The organism is Mycobacterium sp. HM-7 (assembly GCF_053852335.1).
In genome coordinates this window covers 4,515,491-4,531,395 of the sequence record NZ_CM132657.1, presented here as the reverse complement: position 1 = coordinate 4,531,395, position 15,905 = coordinate 4,515,491, and the positions used below count along the sequence as shown (strand labels likewise).

The following is a 15,905-nucleotide window of genomic DNA, read 5'->3' as shown; positions in this document are numbered from 1 at the left end:
CCGGCGTGCGGGCGGCCTCTCCGTATCGATCCAGTTCCCTGCGTTTGAGACCGGACCACCGGAAGCTTGCCTCGCCGGTCACGGTAACTTCGTAACCGTCGTGCGACGGGGTAGTCATGTGCAGACGCCGGACTCGACATAGATTTCGTACGTACCGTCCGTGACGCCGGGAGAGTGACCATGAGTGGCGAGAAACCATCCATCATCTACACATTGACCGACGAGGCGCCGCTGCTCGCGACGTACGCCTTCCTGCCGGTGGTGCGCACCTTCGCCGGGGCCGCCGGCATCGACATCCAGACCAGTGACATCTCGGTGGCGGCCCGCATCCTCGCCGAGTTCAGCGACTACCTGACCGATGAGCAGAAGGTTCCCGACAACCTCGGCGAGCTGGGCCGGCTGACCCAGGTGCCGGAAACCAACATCATCAAGCTGCCGAACATCAGCGCCTCGGTGCCGCAGCTCGTGGCCGCCATCAAGGAGCTCAAGGACAAGGGCTACAACCTGCCCGACTACCCGGGCGACCCGAAGACCGACGAGGAAAAGGCGATCAAGGAGCGCTACGGCAAGTGCCTGGGCAGCGCGGTGAATCCCGTACTGCGCGAAGGTAACTCGGACCGTCGTGCGCCGAAGGCCGTCAAGGAATACGCGCGCAAGCACCCGCACAGCATGGGCGAGTGGTCGCAGGCCTCGCGCACGCACGTCGCCACCATGAAGCACGGCGACTTCTATCACGGCGAGAAGTCCATGACGCTCGACAAGGCGCGCAACGTCAAGATGGTCCTGACGACCAAGACGGGCAAGACCATCGACCTCAAGCCACTGGTCAAGCTCGACGCCGGCGACATCATCGACTCGATGTACATGAGCAAGAAGGCGCTCATCGAGTTCTACGAAGAGCAGATGGACGACGCTTACAAGACGGGCGTCATGTTCTCCCTGCACGTCAAGGCGACCATGATGAAGGTCAGCCACCCGATCGTGTTCGGCCACGCCGTGCGGATCTTCTACAAGGACGCATTCGCCAAGCACCAGAAGCTGTTTGACGAGTTGGGCGTCAACGTCAACAACGGGCTCTCCGACCTGTACGACAAGATTTCGACGCTGCCCAAATCGCTGCACGACGAGATCGTCGACGACCTGCACAAGTGCCACGAGCACCGGCCGGAACTGGCCATGGTCGACTCGGCCCGCGGCATCACCAACTTCCACTCGCCGTCCGACGTGATCGTCGACGCCTCGATGCCGGCCATGATCCGGCTCGGCGGCAAGATGTACGGCGCCGACGGAAAGCTCAAGGACACCAAGGCCGTCAACCCCGAGTCGACGTTCTCCCGGATGTACCAGGAGATCATCAACTTCTGTAAGACCCACGGCCAGTTCGATCCGCGGACCATGGGCACCGTCCCCAACGTCGGCCTCATGGCGCAGAAGGCCGAGGAATACGGCAGCCACGACAAGACCTTCGAGATCCCGGAGGACGGCGTCGCCGACATCGTCGACGTGGACAGCGGCGAGGTGCTGCTGAGCCAGACCGTCGAGGAAGGCGACATCTGGCGCATGCCCGTCGTCAAGGATGCGCCGATCCGCGACTGGGTCAAGCTGGCCGTTACGCGGGCCCGGCTCTCCGGCATGCCGGTGGTGTTCTGGCTCGACCAGGAGCGTCCGCACGAGGCCGAGATGCGCAAGAAGGTCGCGACCTATCTCAAGGATCACGACACCGAGGGCCTGGACATCTCCGTGATGTCGCAGGAACGCGCCATGCGGCACACCGTCGAGCGGGCCATGCGTGGTCAGGACACCATCGCCGCCACCGGCAACATCCTGCGCGACTACCTGACCGACCTGTTCCCGATCCTGGAGCTGGGCACCAGCGCCAAGATGCTGTCCATCGTGCCGCTGATGGCCGGCGGTGGCCTGTACGAGACCGGTGCCGGCGGCTCGGCGCCCAAGCACGTGCAGCAGCTGGTCGAGGAGAATCACCTGCGCTGGGATTCGCTCGGCGAGTTCCTCGCGCTGGGCGCGAGCCTGGACGACCTGGGCAACAAGACCGACGACGCCAAGGCTCTGCTGCTGGCCAAGACGCTCGACAGCGCGACCGGAAAGCTGTTGGACGAGAACAAGTCTCCGTCGCGGCGCACCGGCGAGCTGGACAACCGGGGCAGCCAGTTCTACCTGGCCATGTACTGGGCGCAGGAGCTGGCCGAGCAGACTGAAGATAAAGCGCTCGCCGATCACTTTGCTCCGCTGGCCAAGACGCTGGCCGAGAACGAGGAGAAGATCGTCGCGGAACTGGCTGCCGCACAGGGCAGCCCGGCCGATATCGGCGGCTACTACGCACCGGACCCGGAGAAGACGACGGCTGTGATGCGGCCCAGCGCCACCTTCAACGCCGCGCTGGAATCCGCGCAGGGGTAATTCGGTTCGAGCGTGAGCTCGTGTGCGAGATCTCGTCGATTTCTGGCACGCGAGCTCACGTTCGGCGTTTCAGGCCTGTCGGACCCCGACGTTAGAGTTCTGCATCGTGATCGTCACCACCATCAACGTCAACGGCATCCGTGCTGCGGTCAAAGAGCGCTCTGCGGAGAACCTCGGACTGCTGCCGTGGCTGAAGGAGACCACGTCCGACGTCATCTGCCTGCAGGAGACCCGCGCCGACGACGCCCAGTTGGCCCAGGCCTTGGCGCCCGCCCTCGACGCGGGCTGGCACCTGGCGTCGGCTGAGCCGTCCGCGAAGGGCCGCAACGGGGTTGCGGTGCTGTCGCGGGCCCCGATCACCGCGGTGCGGGTGGGGCTGACCCCGGACTGCGAATTCGTCGCGCACGGGCGGTATCTGGAGGCCGACACCGACGGCGCCACCGTCGCCAGCGTGTACGTGCCCACCGGCGAGGCGGAGACCGACAAGCAGGTGGAGAAAGAGCGCTTCATGGTGGCGCTCGCCGGCCGCATGGCCGAGCTGAGCCGCAAGCGCCGCGACGTCGTGATCTGCGGCGACTGGAACATCTGCGCGACGGAGCTGGACCTCAAGGCCTGGAAGGCCAACGTCAAGAAGTCCGGGTTCCTGCCCAGCGAGCGGCAATGGCTGGCAGAACTGATGGCCGCCGGCTGGATCGACGTGGTGCGCGAGCTGCACCCCGACGTCGCGGGGCCGTACAGCTGGTGGTCGTGGCGTGGCAAGGCTTTCGACAACGACGCCGGGTGGCGTATCGATTACCACCTGGCCAACGCCAAGCTGGCGCCCAAAGCCGTTGCGGCGCGCGTGGAGCGGGCAGCGGCGTATGCGTTGCGCTGGTCGGACCACGCGCCGGTCACGGTCGAGTACAGCTGAGCTTTTCTACGCGCTTGCGCTGATGTAATGCGCCCGGCGCGGCGCGATGCTGGCTAGCATGAGCCAGATTGATTCACCTGCGGATTTGCCGTTGAACTGGAGCGATCTGGCCGTGAGTGGGTTGCTGCCTACTGGGACTGTGACGTTGCTGCTGGCCGACGTCGAAGGCTCGACGCGGCTATGGGAGGCCCAACCGGACGAGATGGCAGTCGCGGTGGCTGCGTTCGATCACCGGATATCCGAGATCATCGCGGCCCATGGTGGGGTGCGCCCCGTTGAACAGGGGGAGGGTGACAGCTTCGTCGCGGCCTTCTCCCGCGCCGGTGACGCGGTGGCCTGCGCGCTGGAATTGCAGCGGGCATCGGTGGCGCCGATCCGATTGCGCATCGGGGTGCACACCGGTGACATTCAGCTGCGTGATGAGGGCAACTATGCCGGCCCCACCATCAATCGGACTGCCCGGCTGCGGGACCTCGCGCACGGCGGCCAGACGGTACTGTCCGGCACGACAAGCGATGTGGTGATCGATCGGCTGCCCGCCGACACGTACCTGATGGATCTCGGCGTGTGCGCACTGCGGGATCTGCCTCGCCCCGAGCGCGTGGTGCAGCTGTGCCATCCCGGTCTGCGCAACGAATTCCCACCGCTGCGTACAGCGAAAGTCGTTGGTGCACCTAATCTTCCGGCGCAGCTGACGAATTTCATCGGGCGCAGGGCCGAAATGGCTGACGTAGTGCGGCTCCTGTCGGACAGTCGGCTGGTGACACTCATCGGTGCCGGCGGCGCAGGCAAGACCCGGCTTGCGATCGAGGTTGCGGCGGAGCTGGCGTCCGGCCTTCGTGACGGTGTCTGTTACGTCGACCTGGCGCCGATCACTGAATCGGATGTCGTGCCCATCGCGGCGTCCCGTGCCTTGGGGCTGCCGGACCAGCCGGGCCGCTCCACGATGGAGACGCTCACGCGCTTCGTGGCGGACCGCGACATTCTCGTGGTGTTGGACAACTGCGAGCATCTGCTCGATGCGAGCGCGGCACTGGCTGTCGGTGTCCTCGGGGCCGGTCCGGCGGTGAGAGTCCTGGCCACCAGCCGTGAGCCCATCGGCGCGCCCGGCGAGATGACTCGACAGCTGCCGTCGCTGCCGCTGGCGGACGAAGCGGTCGAACTGTTCACCGACCGGGCTCGTCTCGTTCGCCCCGACTTCGCCGTCACCGACGACAACGCCGCGACGGTCACGGAGATATGTAAACGCCTCGACGGCTTGCCGCTGGCGATCGAGCTGGCCGCAGCCCGGGTACGAGCGCTGTCGCTGACGGAAATCGTTGACAGCCTTCATGATCGCTTCCGGCTGTTGACCGGCGGTGCGCGAACCGCGGTGCAGCGCCAGCAGACGCTGCGCGCCTCGGCGGACTGGTCTCATGCCCTGCTGACCGACCCCGAAAGGATGGTGTTCCGCCGGCTGGCCGCGTTCATGGGCGGCTTCGACCTCCGCGCGGCACAGGTTGTCGTCGCCGGCGGCGAACTGGAGCGCTTCCAGGTACTCGATCAGCTTGCGTTGCTGGTTGCCAAGTCGCTCGTGGTGGCCGAGTCCAGCAATGGCGGAACGCGGTATCGGCTTTTGGAGACGATGCGCCAATACGCCCTGGAAAAGTTGGGCGAGTCCGGTGAGGCGGAAGCCGTCCGAGGGCGGCACCGCGACTACTACACGGCGTTGGCCACCAAACTCGATTCGGCGACGCGAACCACCAACGTGCAGCTCCTCGCGCTGGTGGAGAGTGAGATCGACAACTTGCGGGCGGCCTTCGCGTGGAGTCGTGAACAAGCCCAGATCGAGCCGGCGCTGGCACTGGCGTCGTCGCTTCAGCGACTCTGGTTCGGTCGTGGGCGGCTGAGAGAGGGGATGTCGTGGTTCGACTCGATCCTCACCGAAGTCGGTCGCGATGACACCGCCGTCTCGACGGCGGTGTGGGCGCGCGCCCTCGCCGACAAGGCGCTGATCGACACCTGGATGGGCGAGTGGGGTTTTGGGGACAGCGTCGAACGGGCCCACGCAGCACTGGTTTTGGCCCGGTCGGTGGGCGACCGGGCTCTCCTCGCGCGCGCCCTCACCGTCTGCGCGTATGCGAGCGGTTTCATCTCGGAAGCCGGTCGGCCGTACTTCGCCGAGGCGATCGGCCTGGTCCGCGAGCTGGGTGACGACTGGACGCTGAGTCATATCCTGACGTGGCAGGGGCTCGGCGGGTTTGTCGCGGGCGACCCGGTCGCGGTGCGCGAGGCAGCCGAAGAGGGGGGTGAGCTCGCGGACGCGATCGGAAATCCGTTCGTCTCGCGGATGTGCCGCTTCTACCTCGGGTGGGTGCTGCTGTGGCACGGCGATCTGACCGGGGCCATCGCGAGATTCAGTGAGGTCGCCGCCGAGGCGGAGGCCTGTGCGGATGCCGTGGTGAAGGCAATTGCCCTGGAATGCCAGGTGCAGGCCCTGGCCTATCGCGGTGACATCGACGCGGGCCACGCAGTGGGGCAAGCAGCCATCGAAGCGGGAGCGGCGGCCGGCGGGATCTATCCGGGGGTTGCTCACTGTGCGTTCGCCTATGCGGCACTTGCCGGCGGCGATGTCGCGGCGGCGGCCTCCGCGACGCAGGCAGGCTGGCCGGAGCTCAGTGCGCAGCCAGACGTCGCAGCAACCTTCATTGCCCCGATGATCCAGGTAGCCCTGATAGAGGGCGATCTGAGCGCTGCCCACAGGTTGGCCGACGAGGCCGTCGGCACCACAAACGGGTGGCACAAGATGGTGGCGTTGACGTTGCGTGCGCGGGTTGCCATGGCGCAGCGGCAATGTGGGCAGGCCGAGCGCGATGCGCATGCCGCGCTGGCCTGTGGTGTCGAGGTTCAAGCCTGTCTTGGTATCGCTGACGTGATCGACTGCCTGGCAGAGTTGGCTGCTGACTCCGGCCGACGTTCTGAGGCGGCCAGGCTTTTCGGTGCTGCGGCCGCGATGCGGCGACGCACGGGCGAGGTCCGATTCCAGATCTACCAGGCCGGTCATGACGCTGTTCGTGAGTCGCTGTGTACTGCCATGGGTGAGAGCGACTTTGCGACTGCATGGGCCTCGGGTGCGGCATTGTCCACGGAGGAGGCCGTAGCCTATGCGCAACGTGGCCGCGGCGAACGCAAGCGTCCGGCGAGCGGCTGGGCATCGCTCACGCCGACCGAGCTGGATGTCGTCCGACTCGTCAACGAAGGGCTGTCCAACAAGGACATCGGCGCAAGGCTTTTCGTGTCACCGCGCACGGTGCAGACTCACCTCACGCACGTCTACAACAAGCTCGGGCTGACGTCGCGGATGCAGCTCGCGCAGGAATCGGCGCGCCACGCGTGACCGGATTATCGCGCGGCCTCCCGCACGAGTCCGCGCCCCGAGTCGTCACCTTCGGCTGACGTTGTCACCATGGGCTGACAACGTCAGCCGAAGCTGACACGTTCAGATCGCACACGTCCAAGGGAGAGGCGACACGCCGATCGTGGCCCAACCCCGGACACGCCGCGGCCTAGACGCTCCACTGCGGGTCGCGCCCCAGGTGCCGGAGCAGGTGATCGAAGTCGTTGGTGTCCAGACCATTTCGAGCCGGCCCGAACGGTGCGTCGGGCATGCTGCGGAAGTCGCCGTCGGGCACGGCGAGGGCCAGGGGGAGCGCGGCAGCGACGACGTCGTCGGGCAGGGTGAAGGGGCTGCCGAGGCTGGCGGCGACGTCCCAGCCGTGCACTGCGTAGTCGATCAGGTGGAAGCCGACGGCCATCTCGGCGGGCACGGTTGTGCCGAGTTCTGGTAGGGCGAACTGACTCTCGGGGTCCGCGGCGGCGAACGCATCCAGTACCTCGTGGGCGGCCGCGGCGTATTCGGCCACGGGATCGGGCGTGTCGCGGAGACCGGCCGGATCCCAGAGCGCGAGGTCCTGGCCGCCGCCGCGGGCAGCCGCCGCAAAACCGCGGTGCTGGACGGTCATGTGGGCCAGGAGGTCGGCCAAATCCCAACCGGTGCACGGGGTGGAAAGGGCGAGATCACCGGTTCCGATGGAATCGACGATGTCGACTGACGCAAGGACGGCCACCCGATGGGCGCCGAGAAGATCGGTGGATAATGTAGGCATGCACCTATCGTAGGTAGGTGCATACGATATTGCAATGCCTACGATGAGTCGATGTCCGCCAAGCGTCCCGACCTCGCCGCGCTGCTCGCGCCGCTGCTGCGCGAGCTCATGGCAGCCGAGCAACCCGTGCTGGACGCCCACGGCGTGAGCATGTGGGGTTACGTCGTATTGCTGGCACTCGACGAGACCCCGATGCGGTCGCAAGCTGTGCTGGCGCAGGCGATCGGCGCCGACAAGACCCGCATCATCCGCACGCTCGACGACCTCCAGGATCGCGGCTACATCGAGCGCACACCCGACCCCGATGACCGCCGGGTCCGCCTACTGTCGATCACCGGAGCCGGGCGGCGACTGAAAGACGCGGTGCAAGCTGACATTCAGCGCGGTGAGGAGCAATGGCTCGGCGAGTTGAGCACCGAGGAGCGGCGCGTCTTTCTCAGGGTGCTGCAACGCCTGGCGCCAGCCCCCGATTGAGGGTGGCCACCCGACGTGCGGCGCGGAACGTCACAACGTCTCCGTGACCTTCCGCAGCCCTCTCGGCTGGTCCGGGTCGCCGCCGCGGGCGAGCGCCAGGTGCAACGCAAGCTGTTGCAGCGGAAGGATTTCCAGCATCGGGGACAATTCGTCGCTGACTCCGCCGGGCAGCGCGATACCGGCCGCCAGGCCGGCCAATGCCGAGGGCGCTCCGACCCCGAACACGTCGGCATGGCGTTCGGCCAACCGTTCCAGGACGGGCGCCATGGCCTGTCCGCCGGCGCCTTCGGGCACCACTGCAAGCACCGGCACCTGGGGGTCGACGGTGGCCAGTGGCCCGTGCAGCAGATCGGCACCCGAAAATGCCTGCGCCGAAAGGTAAGAGGTCTCCATCAGCTTGAGGGCGGCCTCGCGGGCGGTGGGGTAGGAGTAGCCGCGGGCGGTGGCGATGAGCCGTTGTGCGAACCGGTACCGCTGCGCGACGTCGCGGACCAGCTCCCCGGCGGCGAGTACCTGCGCACCGAGATCGGGCAGCGCGTCGACGCCGGGAACGTCACGGCCGAGCAGCAGCTGCAGGGCGAGCAACTCAGCGGTGTAGGACTTGGTCGCGGCCACCGACTGTTCGGCGCCCGCCAGGACATCGAGGTGAATCTGGGCTGCCGCAGCCAGATCCGACGCGGAGTTGTTCGTGACGGCCACGGTGAGCGCGCCCCGGTCGCGGGCCACCTCCACCGAGCGGACCAGGTCCGGTGAACCCCCGGACTGACTCACCGCTACATACAGCACGTCGTGCAGATCGGGTTGGGCGCCGTAGACGGTCATGGTTGACGGGGAGACCAGACCTGCGGGCAGGCCATGGTTGATCTCTACGAGATATTTCGCGTACAGCGCCGCATGGTCACTCGTGCCTCGTGCCACGAACAGGACGAATCGCGGCGCGGCCGCCGCGATCTGAGCGGCGGCGGCCCGGATGGGATCGCGGCCATCGTCCAGCAGCCGGCGCCACACCTGCGGCTGTTCGGCGATTTCGGCCGCCATCAGGTGGCCGGGGGGCGTTGGATCGGCGCTCACTTCGTCACCTTGTCGGAGGTCGGCATCGCACTGGAACCCACTTTCCCCAGCGTAGACCGAGCCCCGGGCAAAACCGGATGACAGCAGTGCGAAAATCGAACCCATCATGAGCAACAGCGGTGCAGGCAGCGAGACAGTTGTAGACAAGCGCGTCGTCTTTTCCGGGGCACAGCCCACCTCCGACTCGCTTCACCTGGGCAACGCCCTGGGCGCGGTGCAGAACTGGGCCCACCTGCAGGACGGCTACGACGCGTTCTTCTGTGTCGTCGACCTGCACGCCATCACCGTCCCGCAGGACCCTGAGACGTTGCGGCGTCGCACGCTGGTGACGGCCGCGCAGTACCTGGCGCTCGGCATCGACCCGGCCCGCAGCACGGTGTTCGTACAGAGCCATGTCGCCGAACACACCCAGCTGGCGTGGTTGCTGGGCTGTTTCACCGGCTTCGGCCAGGCATCGCGGATGACACAGTTCAAGGACAAGTCGCAGAAGCAGGGTGCCGACGCCACCACGATCGGCCTGTTCACCTATCCGGTGCTCATGGCCGCCGACATCCTGCTCTACGACACCGACCTGGTGCCCGTCGGCGAGGACCAGCGGCAGCACCTGGAGCTGGCCCGCGACCTCGCACAGCGGTTCAACGCGCGCTTCCCCGACACCTTCGTGGTGCCCGAGGCCATGATCCCCAAGGCCACCGCCAAGATCTACGACCTGCAGGACCCGACCGCGAAGATGAGCAAGTCGGCCGCCACCGACGCCGGACTGATCAACCTGCTCGACGATCCCGCCAAGAGCGCCAAGAAGATTCGCTCGGCCGTCACCGACAGCGAGCGCGAGATCCGGTTCGACACCGAGGCCAAGCCCGGTATCTCGAACCTGCTGACCATCCAGTCCGCGGTCACCGGTACCCCCGTCGACACGCTGGTGGCCGGGTACGAGGGCCGCGGTTACGGCGACCTGAAGAAAGAAACCGCCGAAGCCGTCGTCGAGTACGTCACCCCGATCAAGAACCGGGTCGACGAGCTGCTCGCGGACCCGGCCGAACTGGAGTCGGTCCTGGCCGCGGGCGCCGAGCGCGCCGAGCAGGTGGCCTTCAAGACGCTGCAGCGGGTCAACGACCGCCTGGGCTTCCTGCCGCGGTTGCGCTGACGTTGCGGACGCCGCACCGGGACACCCGCGGCGTCGCACACTAGGCTTTTCGGCAAACAAGGGGGTTTGCCGAAAATGACGGACTCGGACCAGCCGGGCCTGCTCGACCGACTGCGTGAGCGGCATCGGTGGCTTGATCGGATCATGCGGGCCCAGGACCGCTACCAGGACTGCAACGGCGACTTCTACGCCGCCGGCATCACCTACTTCACGGTGTTCGCGTTGTTCCCACTGCTCATGGTGGGTTTTGCCGCGGGCGGCTTCGTGCTGGCGTCCCGTCCTGACCTGCTCGCAGAGCTCGAGGTGCACATCCGGTCGGCGGTCGCCGGCGACTTCGGCAACCAGTTGGTGGGGCTGATGGATTCGGCCGTGAAATCGCGCACGTCGGTGGGCGTCATCGGCCTGGCGACTGCGGCCTGGGCCGGCCTGGGGTGGATGGCGAATCTGCGCAAGGCCCTCACCGAGATGTGGGAGCAGCAGAGCGAACCCGACGGCTGGGTCGGCACCAAGCTGTCCGACCTGCTGGCGCTGGTCTCGGCGTTCGTGGCCATCGTCGTGACCATCGGCCTGACCGCCCTGGGCGACACCGGGTTGATGACGACGGTGCTGCACTGGTTCGGTGTCGGGCACGTCCCGGGCCTCAATGCGCTGCTGCGGGTGGCGTCGATCGCGGTGTCATTCGCCGTGGCATGGCTGATGTTCACGTGGATCATCGCCCGGTTGCCGCGCGAGAAGGTGAGCCTTCGCAGCTCGGCCCGCGCCGCCCTGATCGCCGCGGTGGGCTTCGAACTGTTCAAGCAGGTCGCGTCGATCTATCTGCGGACCGTCATGCACGGACCGGCGGGCGCGACGTTCGGCCCCGTGCTGGGTCTGATGGTTTTCGCGTACATCACCGCGCGGCTGATCCTGTTCTCGACGGCGTGGGCGGCGACGGCGCGGGACACCATGGCGCTGGTACCTGTGGCGCCGCCGGGACCGGCCGCGATCGTCACTCGCTATCGCGAACCCGAGGGCGTCGATGCGAACAGCGTGGCGGTCGGTGCGGCGGTGGGCCTGCTTGGCGGGCTTGGTCTTTCGCGGTTGCTGCGACGCCGCAGGGGATAGCTCGGCGGGCGGCGATTGCTCGACAATGGTGTATATGCAACAATGATGGCATGGTCAATGCCGCTGTCGAGGAGATCGCCGGTAACTGCCTGGCCGTCCGCGTTCGAATGCTGGGCCGAGCGGTGACGAGCCTGTACGACCAGGCTCTCGAAGAGCACGGCGTCGGCATCGCCCAGGTCAATCTCCTGGCGGCGCTGGGGAAGATGGGTCCGTCCTCGCCAGCTCGGATCGGCGAGGTGCTGCAGCTGGAGCGGTCGACCGTCAGTCGCAACCTGAGTCTGTTGATGAAACACGGCTGGGTGGAGGCGGTGTCTGCGAACGCCAAAGGGGTGCGAGAGGTTGCGCTGACCGCATCGGGTCGCAAGAAGCTCGAGACCGTGATGCCGGCATGGCGGCGGGCGCAGCGGGAGGCCGCGGACCTCCTGGGGGCCGGCGGCGTCGCGGCGGTCCGGGACCTCGCGGTGAGCGTCGGTCTGTCGCCCGGCGGCCAGTAATCGGTTGGGATCGGCTTTTGCCGATGCCCGAATGTTGTATATACACCAACTGGAGGAGTTGCCATGTCACATCCCACTTCGAAGATCTTCATGATCGGAGCGACCGGGGCCCAGGGTCTTCCGGTCGCCCGCGCGCTCGTCGCCGACGGGAAGTACTCCGTTCGATTTCTCACTCGTGACGCCACGAGTGCTCGGGCCGAATCGTTGCTCGAACTCGGCAACGTGTCGGCACTCGAAGGCACCTTCGCCGATGAAACCGTGCTGCGGGAAGGCTTTCGCGGGTGCGATGGCGCGTTCGTCAACATCGACGGATTCAACACCGGTGAGAAGACCGAGATGTATTGGGCGATGCGCGCTTACGAGATCGCCATCGAGGAAGGCATCAAGTTCTTCGTGTACGGCAACCTCGACTACGGGCTCAAGAAGGCGGGCTACGACTCCAAGTACCGAGTCGGCCACTACGACGGCAAGGGGCGCATCGCCGAATGGATCCTGCTGCAGAATCAAGCGAATTCGGCTCGGATGGGTGCCGCCATCTTCACGTCGGGGCCGTACATCGAGATGGCGATCTCGCCCCTGACCCCCATGGCGCCCAGCGTGGAGGACGGCGTCGTCACCTGGCGGGTGCCACTCGGCGACGGCGCAGTACCCCATGTCTCACTCGAGGATTGCGGCTACTACGTCCGCTGGCTCTTCGACAACACCCACCGGTCCAACGGCATGGACCTCGAGGTGGCCATTGACCACATCTCGTATCGCGAGCTGGCCCGGGCGTTCGAGACGGTCACCGGGCATCCCGCCCGATACGTCGACACGGCCATGGACGCCTACTGGCAGGGGCCGCTCGGCGGCGTCGCCGATAGTCCTGCCGGATACAACGCGGACCCAAATGATCCGAGCACCATGACATTTCGGCAGAACTTCACCGGTTTCTGGCAGCTGTGGAAAGACGGCATCGTCAAGCGCAACTACGCATTGCTGGACGAAATCCACCCGAACCGGATTCGCACCGCAGAGCAGTGGTTCCGGCGCGAGGACGAACTCGGCAGTGCGGCCGGCAAGGGCGGCCTCTGGGAGCGGGTCCAGCCGGAGAACTGGAGCCTGGAGTCGGCCGTTTTGAAGAGCAGCCAAGACTTGCGCGTCGGAAAGCTCTGACGCCGGTCATTCCTCTTTCTCGAGATTCGGCCGGCGGTGCACCAGTGCCTTGATCGTCCAGCGATACGAATATCCCTGTCCGGCAAGGACGCCCACGCTCAGCACCGCCATGATCGGGTACTGCGCGATGAGCTGGTCCGAACTCCAGTAGACCGCAAGCAATCCCGCGGACGCGACCGCGGACAGCGTGCTGAACACGCCGAGCACCAGGACCAGCCCCAGCACTACTTCGGTCAGCGGCGTCATGATGCCGGCCAGGTCTGCCATCGGCCGCAGCAAGTGCTCGGCCACGAAGCGAAAGTACTCCGGCACACGCGAATTCGCTGATGCGCCGTCGACGACCAGCAAGATGTCCGCGCGCCCGAAGTGCGCCCGGAACTTCACATAGCCCTCGTGGAGCCACAGTAGTCCGAGCCCGACCCGGACCGCGCCGAAGAGTATCGACGCGGCCAGGTCGGCGCGGTCGCGCGTGGTCAGTGCGCGGGTGGTCATCAGACCGGTCATCACATCAGCGAGGCAGCGCCGAACACTGCCTTCGCCTTGTCGCAGTGGATGACGACGGTGGTGTAGCCCATGGTGTCGATGCCGGTCAGCGGGAACGACTGTGTGGCCTGGTCGAACTTGATGGCGGCGATCTCTTTGCCCGCGGCGACGTCGGACTCGGTGGAGCCCTTGGTCAGGTACACGTGCAGGTCCGGTCCCTCGTCGGAGGAGAAGTCGGTGAATTCGAGATTCATCCCGCTGACGGTCGCCGTACCGGCGACGTGCTTGCCATTGAGGCCGGTGAAGTGGCCCGTGCGCGCTGCGGCGCTCGATGAGGTCATCGCGGATGTCATCGCGGACGACATGACGGAACTGGAGGGGCTGGACGAACCGGCCGACTTCATCTCGTTCGCACCGCATGCGGTGAGCGTGAGGGCGAACACCGCAGCTGCTGTCGCTGCGATCGGCTTGATGACCATGTGGAACTCCTTCGAGCGTCGTGGGGTGCCGATCACCCCGTCGTCGATGAAGTTAGGGAGCGCGCCGGGCGCGTTCGACAAACATTTCAGAACCGTAAGAACCGGCCCGTCACGCCGCCGGCTGTCTAGGCTCAGCACCATGAGAGGTGCGATGTGGGTGCGCCCGTGAGTTCCGACGACGGCGGCGGAGCGCACGTCGTGCTGGTCGAAGACGACCAGCGGGTGCGGACCGCGGTGGCGGCGTACCTGCGCGCCAAGGGGTTTCGGATCGACGAGTTCTCCGACGGGGAAGCCGCGCGGGACGCGGTGCGGCGTTCGACGCCTGACGTACTCGTGCTCGATCGCATGCTGCCGGGGTTGTCCGGTGACGACCTGCTGCGCGAGATCCGCACCCGCTCGGATGTCCCGGTGATCATGCTGACCGCGCTCGGCGCGAGCGGGCACCGGATCGACGGCCTCGAACTCGGCGCCGACGACTACCTGGCCAAGCCGTTCGCGCTTCGTGAGCTGCAACTGCGTATCTCGAAACTATTGCGGCACAGGGTCTCCCACGAGTCACCGCTTGCTCCCTTCGTGGTCGGCCGCTTTCGGATCGACCCGACGGTGCGCCGGATCACCTGCGGCAGTGCCGATGTCGAGCTGACCGGACGCGAGTACGAGCTCTTGCTCTTTCTCCTCAAGAACCCCGACCGCGTGATCTCGCGCGACGAGATGCTGCGCGAAGTGTGGGGCTGGAGCTCCGGCGACGCGTCGACGGTGACCGTGCACATCCGGCGGCTCCGCGAGAAGATCGAGGCCGACCCACGCGATCCCACGTATCTGCGCACCGAGTGGGGTACGGGGTACCGATTCACACCGTCGGGGAGGTCGTCATGATCCTCGGCGCGCTGGACCTCGTCATCATCGCGGTGACGGCCCTGATCTGTACCTCGGTGGCCACGGGTGCGGCCGTCCTCGTGATGCAGCTCAATCGGCGCGGATCCATCGGCACGCACGTGGCGGCCCTGATCTGCGCGACGATCGTCGCCATCGTCGCGTCCACCGTGGCGATCTCGATCGAGATGTACCTGTCGTCGCACGACTTACAAGTACTGCTGTCGGTGATCGCCGTCTCGGCGCTCATGGCTGGCTTGGCCGCCGGGTTCCTGCTGCGCCGGCTACGACGGTCACTGGCGCGGCTGCAGCACGCGGCCCGACAAATCGGTAGCGGCGAAGTCGTCACCGCGGACGTCGAAAGTTCCCGGGAATTCGCCGAATTGTCCGGTCAGCTCGCGCAGTCGTCAGCACAATTGGCGGCCGCCCGCGCCGAGGTCGAGCAGCTCGACGCGTCACGCCGTCAGCTGGTCGCCTGGGTGTCGCACGATCTGCGGACACCGCTGGCCGGGATGCGGGCGATGGCCGAAGCGCTCGAGGAAGGCGTGGTCGATGAACCGGCCGAGTACATCCGGCAGATCCGCGATCAGGTGGACGCCGTCAACGGCATGGTGGACGGGCTGTTCGAGCTGTCCAAGATTCAGAGCGGCATGCTGAAGCTCAGCAAGGAGCCAGTGGTGCTCCTGGACCTGGTGTCCGACGTCGTGTCCGACCTGCAAGCCCTCGCGGCGACCCGCGGCATCACCATCACGCACGCGGAAATGACCGATCAAGTGCTGTATGCCGATCCCGGCGAACTGTCCCGGGTGGTGTCGAACCTGCTGGTCAACAGTATTCGACATGCGCCGGAGAATTCCGAGATCCAGGTGTCGACCCACCACCTCGACGGCGACCGGATCGTGCTCACGGTGCTGGACCAGGGCCCCGGCGTCCAATCCCACGACCTCGGGCGCATGTTCGACATGGGCTGGCGCGGTACGCAGGCCCGCACCCCGGAGGCCGACGGTTCGGGCGCCGGCATCGGTCTGGCCATCGTCCGGGGCATTGTGGAGGCGCACGGCGGGCAGGTGTCCGCCGCCCACGTGCCGGGCGGATTCCGGTTGGATGTGACGCTTCCGACGATGTGATCCGGCCTCTTGCCGGTAGCTTTGC

14 protein-coding genes are annotated in these 15,905 nt (G+C 66.5%); 10 read left to right on the top strand and 4 right to left on the bottom strand.

Going from position 1 to position 15,905, the window contains the following annotated elements:
• The first annotated feature begins 180 nt into the window (after positions 1 to 180).
• From ACWW1C_RS21795 to ACWW1C_RS21785, 3 genes are all read left to right on the top strand, one after another.
• Positions 181 to 2,418 carry an NADP-dependent isocitrate dehydrogenase gene (locus ACWW1C_RS21795; RefSeq protein ID WP_455980210.1) on the top strand — a complete coding sequence of 746 codons (2,238 nt, stop codon included), beginning with the start codon at positions 181 to 183 and terminating at the stop codon, positions 2,416 to 2,418.
• 106 nt (positions 2,419 to 2,524) lie between these two features.
• Positions 2,525 to 3,328 carry an exodeoxyribonuclease III gene (locus tag ACWW1C_RS21790; protein WP_455980209.1) on the top strand — a complete coding sequence of 268 codons (804 nt, stop codon included), beginning with the start codon at positions 2,525 to 2,527 and terminating at the stop codon, positions 3,326 to 3,328.
• 58 nt (positions 3,329 to 3,386) lie between these two features.
• Positions 3,387 to 6,704: a helix-turn-helix transcriptional regulator gene (locus tag ACWW1C_RS21785; protein ID WP_455980208.1), complete on the top strand. Its 3,318-nt coding sequence runs from the start codon at positions 3,387 to 3,389 to the stop codon at positions 6,702 to 6,704.
• Positions 6,705 to 6,873: 169 nt separating this feature from the next.
• On the opposite strand, the gene ACWW1C_RS21780 is transcribed toward ACWW1C_RS21785, so the two are convergent.
• Positions 6,874 to 7,473, bottom strand: coding sequence for a TIGR03086 family metal-binding protein (locus ACWW1C_RS21780; RefSeq protein ID WP_455980207.1), 600 nt, complete (start codon positions 7,471 to 7,473; stop codon positions 6,874 to 6,876).
• Positions 7,474 to 7,524: 51 nt separating this feature from the next.
• Here ACWW1C_RS21780 and ACWW1C_RS21775 point away from each other — a divergent pair, with 51 nt between their 5' ends.
• Positions 7,525 to 7,947 (top strand): MarR family winged helix-turn-helix transcriptional regulator, encoded by a 423-nt coding sequence (locus ACWW1C_RS21775; RefSeq protein WP_455980206.1) that lies wholly within the window; start codon positions 7,525 to 7,527, stop codon positions 7,945 to 7,947.
• Between the two features lie 30 nt (positions 7,948 to 7,977).
• Here the strand turns inward: ACWW1C_RS21775 and ACWW1C_RS21770 are convergent, their stop codons facing one another.
• Positions 7,978 to 8,985 (bottom strand): SIS domain-containing protein, encoded by a 1,008-nt coding sequence (locus tag ACWW1C_RS21770; RefSeq protein ID WP_455984387.1) that lies wholly within the window; start codon positions 8,983 to 8,985, stop codon positions 7,978 to 7,980.
• 139 nt (positions 8,986 to 9,124) lie between these two features.
• Here ACWW1C_RS21770 and trpS point away from each other — a divergent pair, with 139 nt between their 5' ends.
• From trpS to ACWW1C_RS21750, 4 genes are all read left to right on the top strand, one after another.
• A complete protein-coding gene (gene trpS / locus ACWW1C_RS21765) occupies positions 9,125 to 10,165 on the top strand; it encodes a tryptophan--tRNA ligase (protein WP_455980205.1) in 1,041 nt (346 codons plus the stop codon).
• Positions 10,166 to 10,240: 75 nt separating this feature from the next.
• Entirely contained in the window at positions 10,241 to 11,269 is a 1,029-nt protein-coding gene (gene yhjD / locus ACWW1C_RS21760) for an inner membrane protein YhjD (RefSeq protein ID WP_455980204.1), read from the top strand.
• Positions 11,270 to 11,319: 50 nt separating this feature from the next.
• Positions 11,320 to 11,763, top strand: a complete 444-nt coding sequence (locus ACWW1C_RS21755; RefSeq protein ID WP_455980203.1) for a MarR family winged helix-turn-helix transcriptional regulator — start codon at positions 11,320 to 11,322, stop codon at positions 11,761 to 11,763.
• Positions 11,764 to 11,826: 63 nt separating this feature from the next.
• Complete coding sequence (locus ACWW1C_RS21750; RefSeq protein ID WP_455980202.1) at positions 11,827 to 12,918, top strand: NmrA family NAD(P)-binding protein; 1,092 nt, start codon at positions 11,827 to 11,829, stop codon at positions 12,916 to 12,918.
• 6 nt (positions 12,919 to 12,924) lie between these two features.
• On the opposite strand, the gene ACWW1C_RS21745 is transcribed toward ACWW1C_RS21750, so the two are convergent.
• Both ACWW1C_RS21745 and ACWW1C_RS21740 read right to left on the bottom strand, forming a co-directional pair.
• A complete protein-coding gene (locus ACWW1C_RS21745; RefSeq protein ID WP_455980201.1) occupies positions 12,925 to 13,422 on the bottom strand; it encodes a DoxX family membrane protein in 498 nt (165 codons plus the stop codon).
• Positions 13,422 to 13,961, bottom strand: a complete 540-nt coding sequence (locus ACWW1C_RS21740) for a DM13 domain-containing protein (RefSeq protein ID WP_455980200.1) — start codon at positions 13,959 to 13,961, stop codon at positions 13,422 to 13,424. Before ACWW1C_RS21740 ends, ACWW1C_RS21745 begins: the two co-directional genes overlap by 1 nt.
• An 84-nt stretch (positions 13,962 to 14,045) precedes the next feature.
• Here ACWW1C_RS21740 and ACWW1C_RS21735 point away from each other — a divergent pair, with 84 nt between their 5' ends.
• Positions 14,046 to 14,756 (top strand): response regulator transcription factor, encoded by a 711-nt coding sequence (locus tag ACWW1C_RS21735; protein ID WP_455980199.1) that lies wholly within the window; start codon positions 14,046 to 14,048, stop codon positions 14,754 to 14,756.
• The gene (locus ACWW1C_RS21730; RefSeq protein WP_455980198.1) at positions 14,753 to 15,880 is read left to right on the top strand and encodes a sensor histidine kinase; all 1,128 of its coding nucleotides are present in this window, start codon (positions 14,753 to 14,755) and stop codon (positions 15,878 to 15,880) included. The genes ACWW1C_RS21735 and ACWW1C_RS21730 overlap by 4 nt, the downstream gene beginning before the upstream one ends.
• Positions 15,881 to 15,905: the final 25 nt, after the last annotated feature.

What these genes read in the sequence shown, in the direction of transcription:
- ACWW1C_RS21750 (WP_455980202.1), top strand. Translation starts at nt 11,827, where the DNA reads ATGTCACATCCCACTTCGAAGATCTTCATGATCGGAGCGACCGGGGCC.
- ACWW1C_RS21775 (WP_455980206.1), top strand. Translation starts at nt 7,525, where the DNA reads ATGTCCGCCAAGCGTCCCGACCTCGCCGCGCTGCTCGCGCCGCTGCTG.
- yhjD (WP_455980204.1), top strand. Translation starts at nt 10,241, where the DNA reads ATGACGGACTCGGACCAGCCGGGCCTGCTCGACCGACTGCGTGAGCGG.
- ACWW1C_RS21745 (WP_455980201.1), bottom strand. Translation starts at nt 13,422, where the DNA reads ATGACCGGTCTGATGACCACCCGCGCACTGACCACGCGCGACCGCGCC.
- ACWW1C_RS21795 (WP_455980210.1), top strand. Translation starts at nt 181, where the DNA reads ATGAGTGGCGAGAAACCATCCATCATCTACACATTGACCGACGAGGCG.
- trpS (WP_455980205.1), top strand. Translation starts at nt 9,125, where the DNA reads ATGAGCAACAGCGGTGCAGGCAGCGAGACAGTTGTAGACAAGCGCGTC.
- ACWW1C_RS21770 (WP_455984387.1), bottom strand. Translation starts at nt 8,985, where the DNA reads ATGGCGGCCGAAATCGCCGAACAGCCGCAGGTGTGGCGCCGGCTGCTG.
- ACWW1C_RS21730 (WP_455980198.1), top strand. Translation starts at nt 14,753, where the DNA reads ATGATCCTCGGCGCGCTGGACCTCGTCATCATCGCGGTGACGGCCCTG.
- ACWW1C_RS21755 (WP_455980203.1), top strand. Translation starts at nt 11,320, where the DNA reads ATGGTCAATGCCGCTGTCGAGGAGATCGCCGGTAACTGCCTGGCCGTC.
- ACWW1C_RS21780 (WP_455980207.1), bottom strand. Translation starts at nt 7,473, where the DNA reads ATGCCTACATTATCCACCGATCTTCTCGGCGCCCATCGGGTGGCCGTC.
- ACWW1C_RS21785 (WP_455980208.1), top strand. Translation starts at nt 3,387, where the DNA reads ATGAGCCAGATTGATTCACCTGCGGATTTGCCGTTGAACTGGAGCGAT.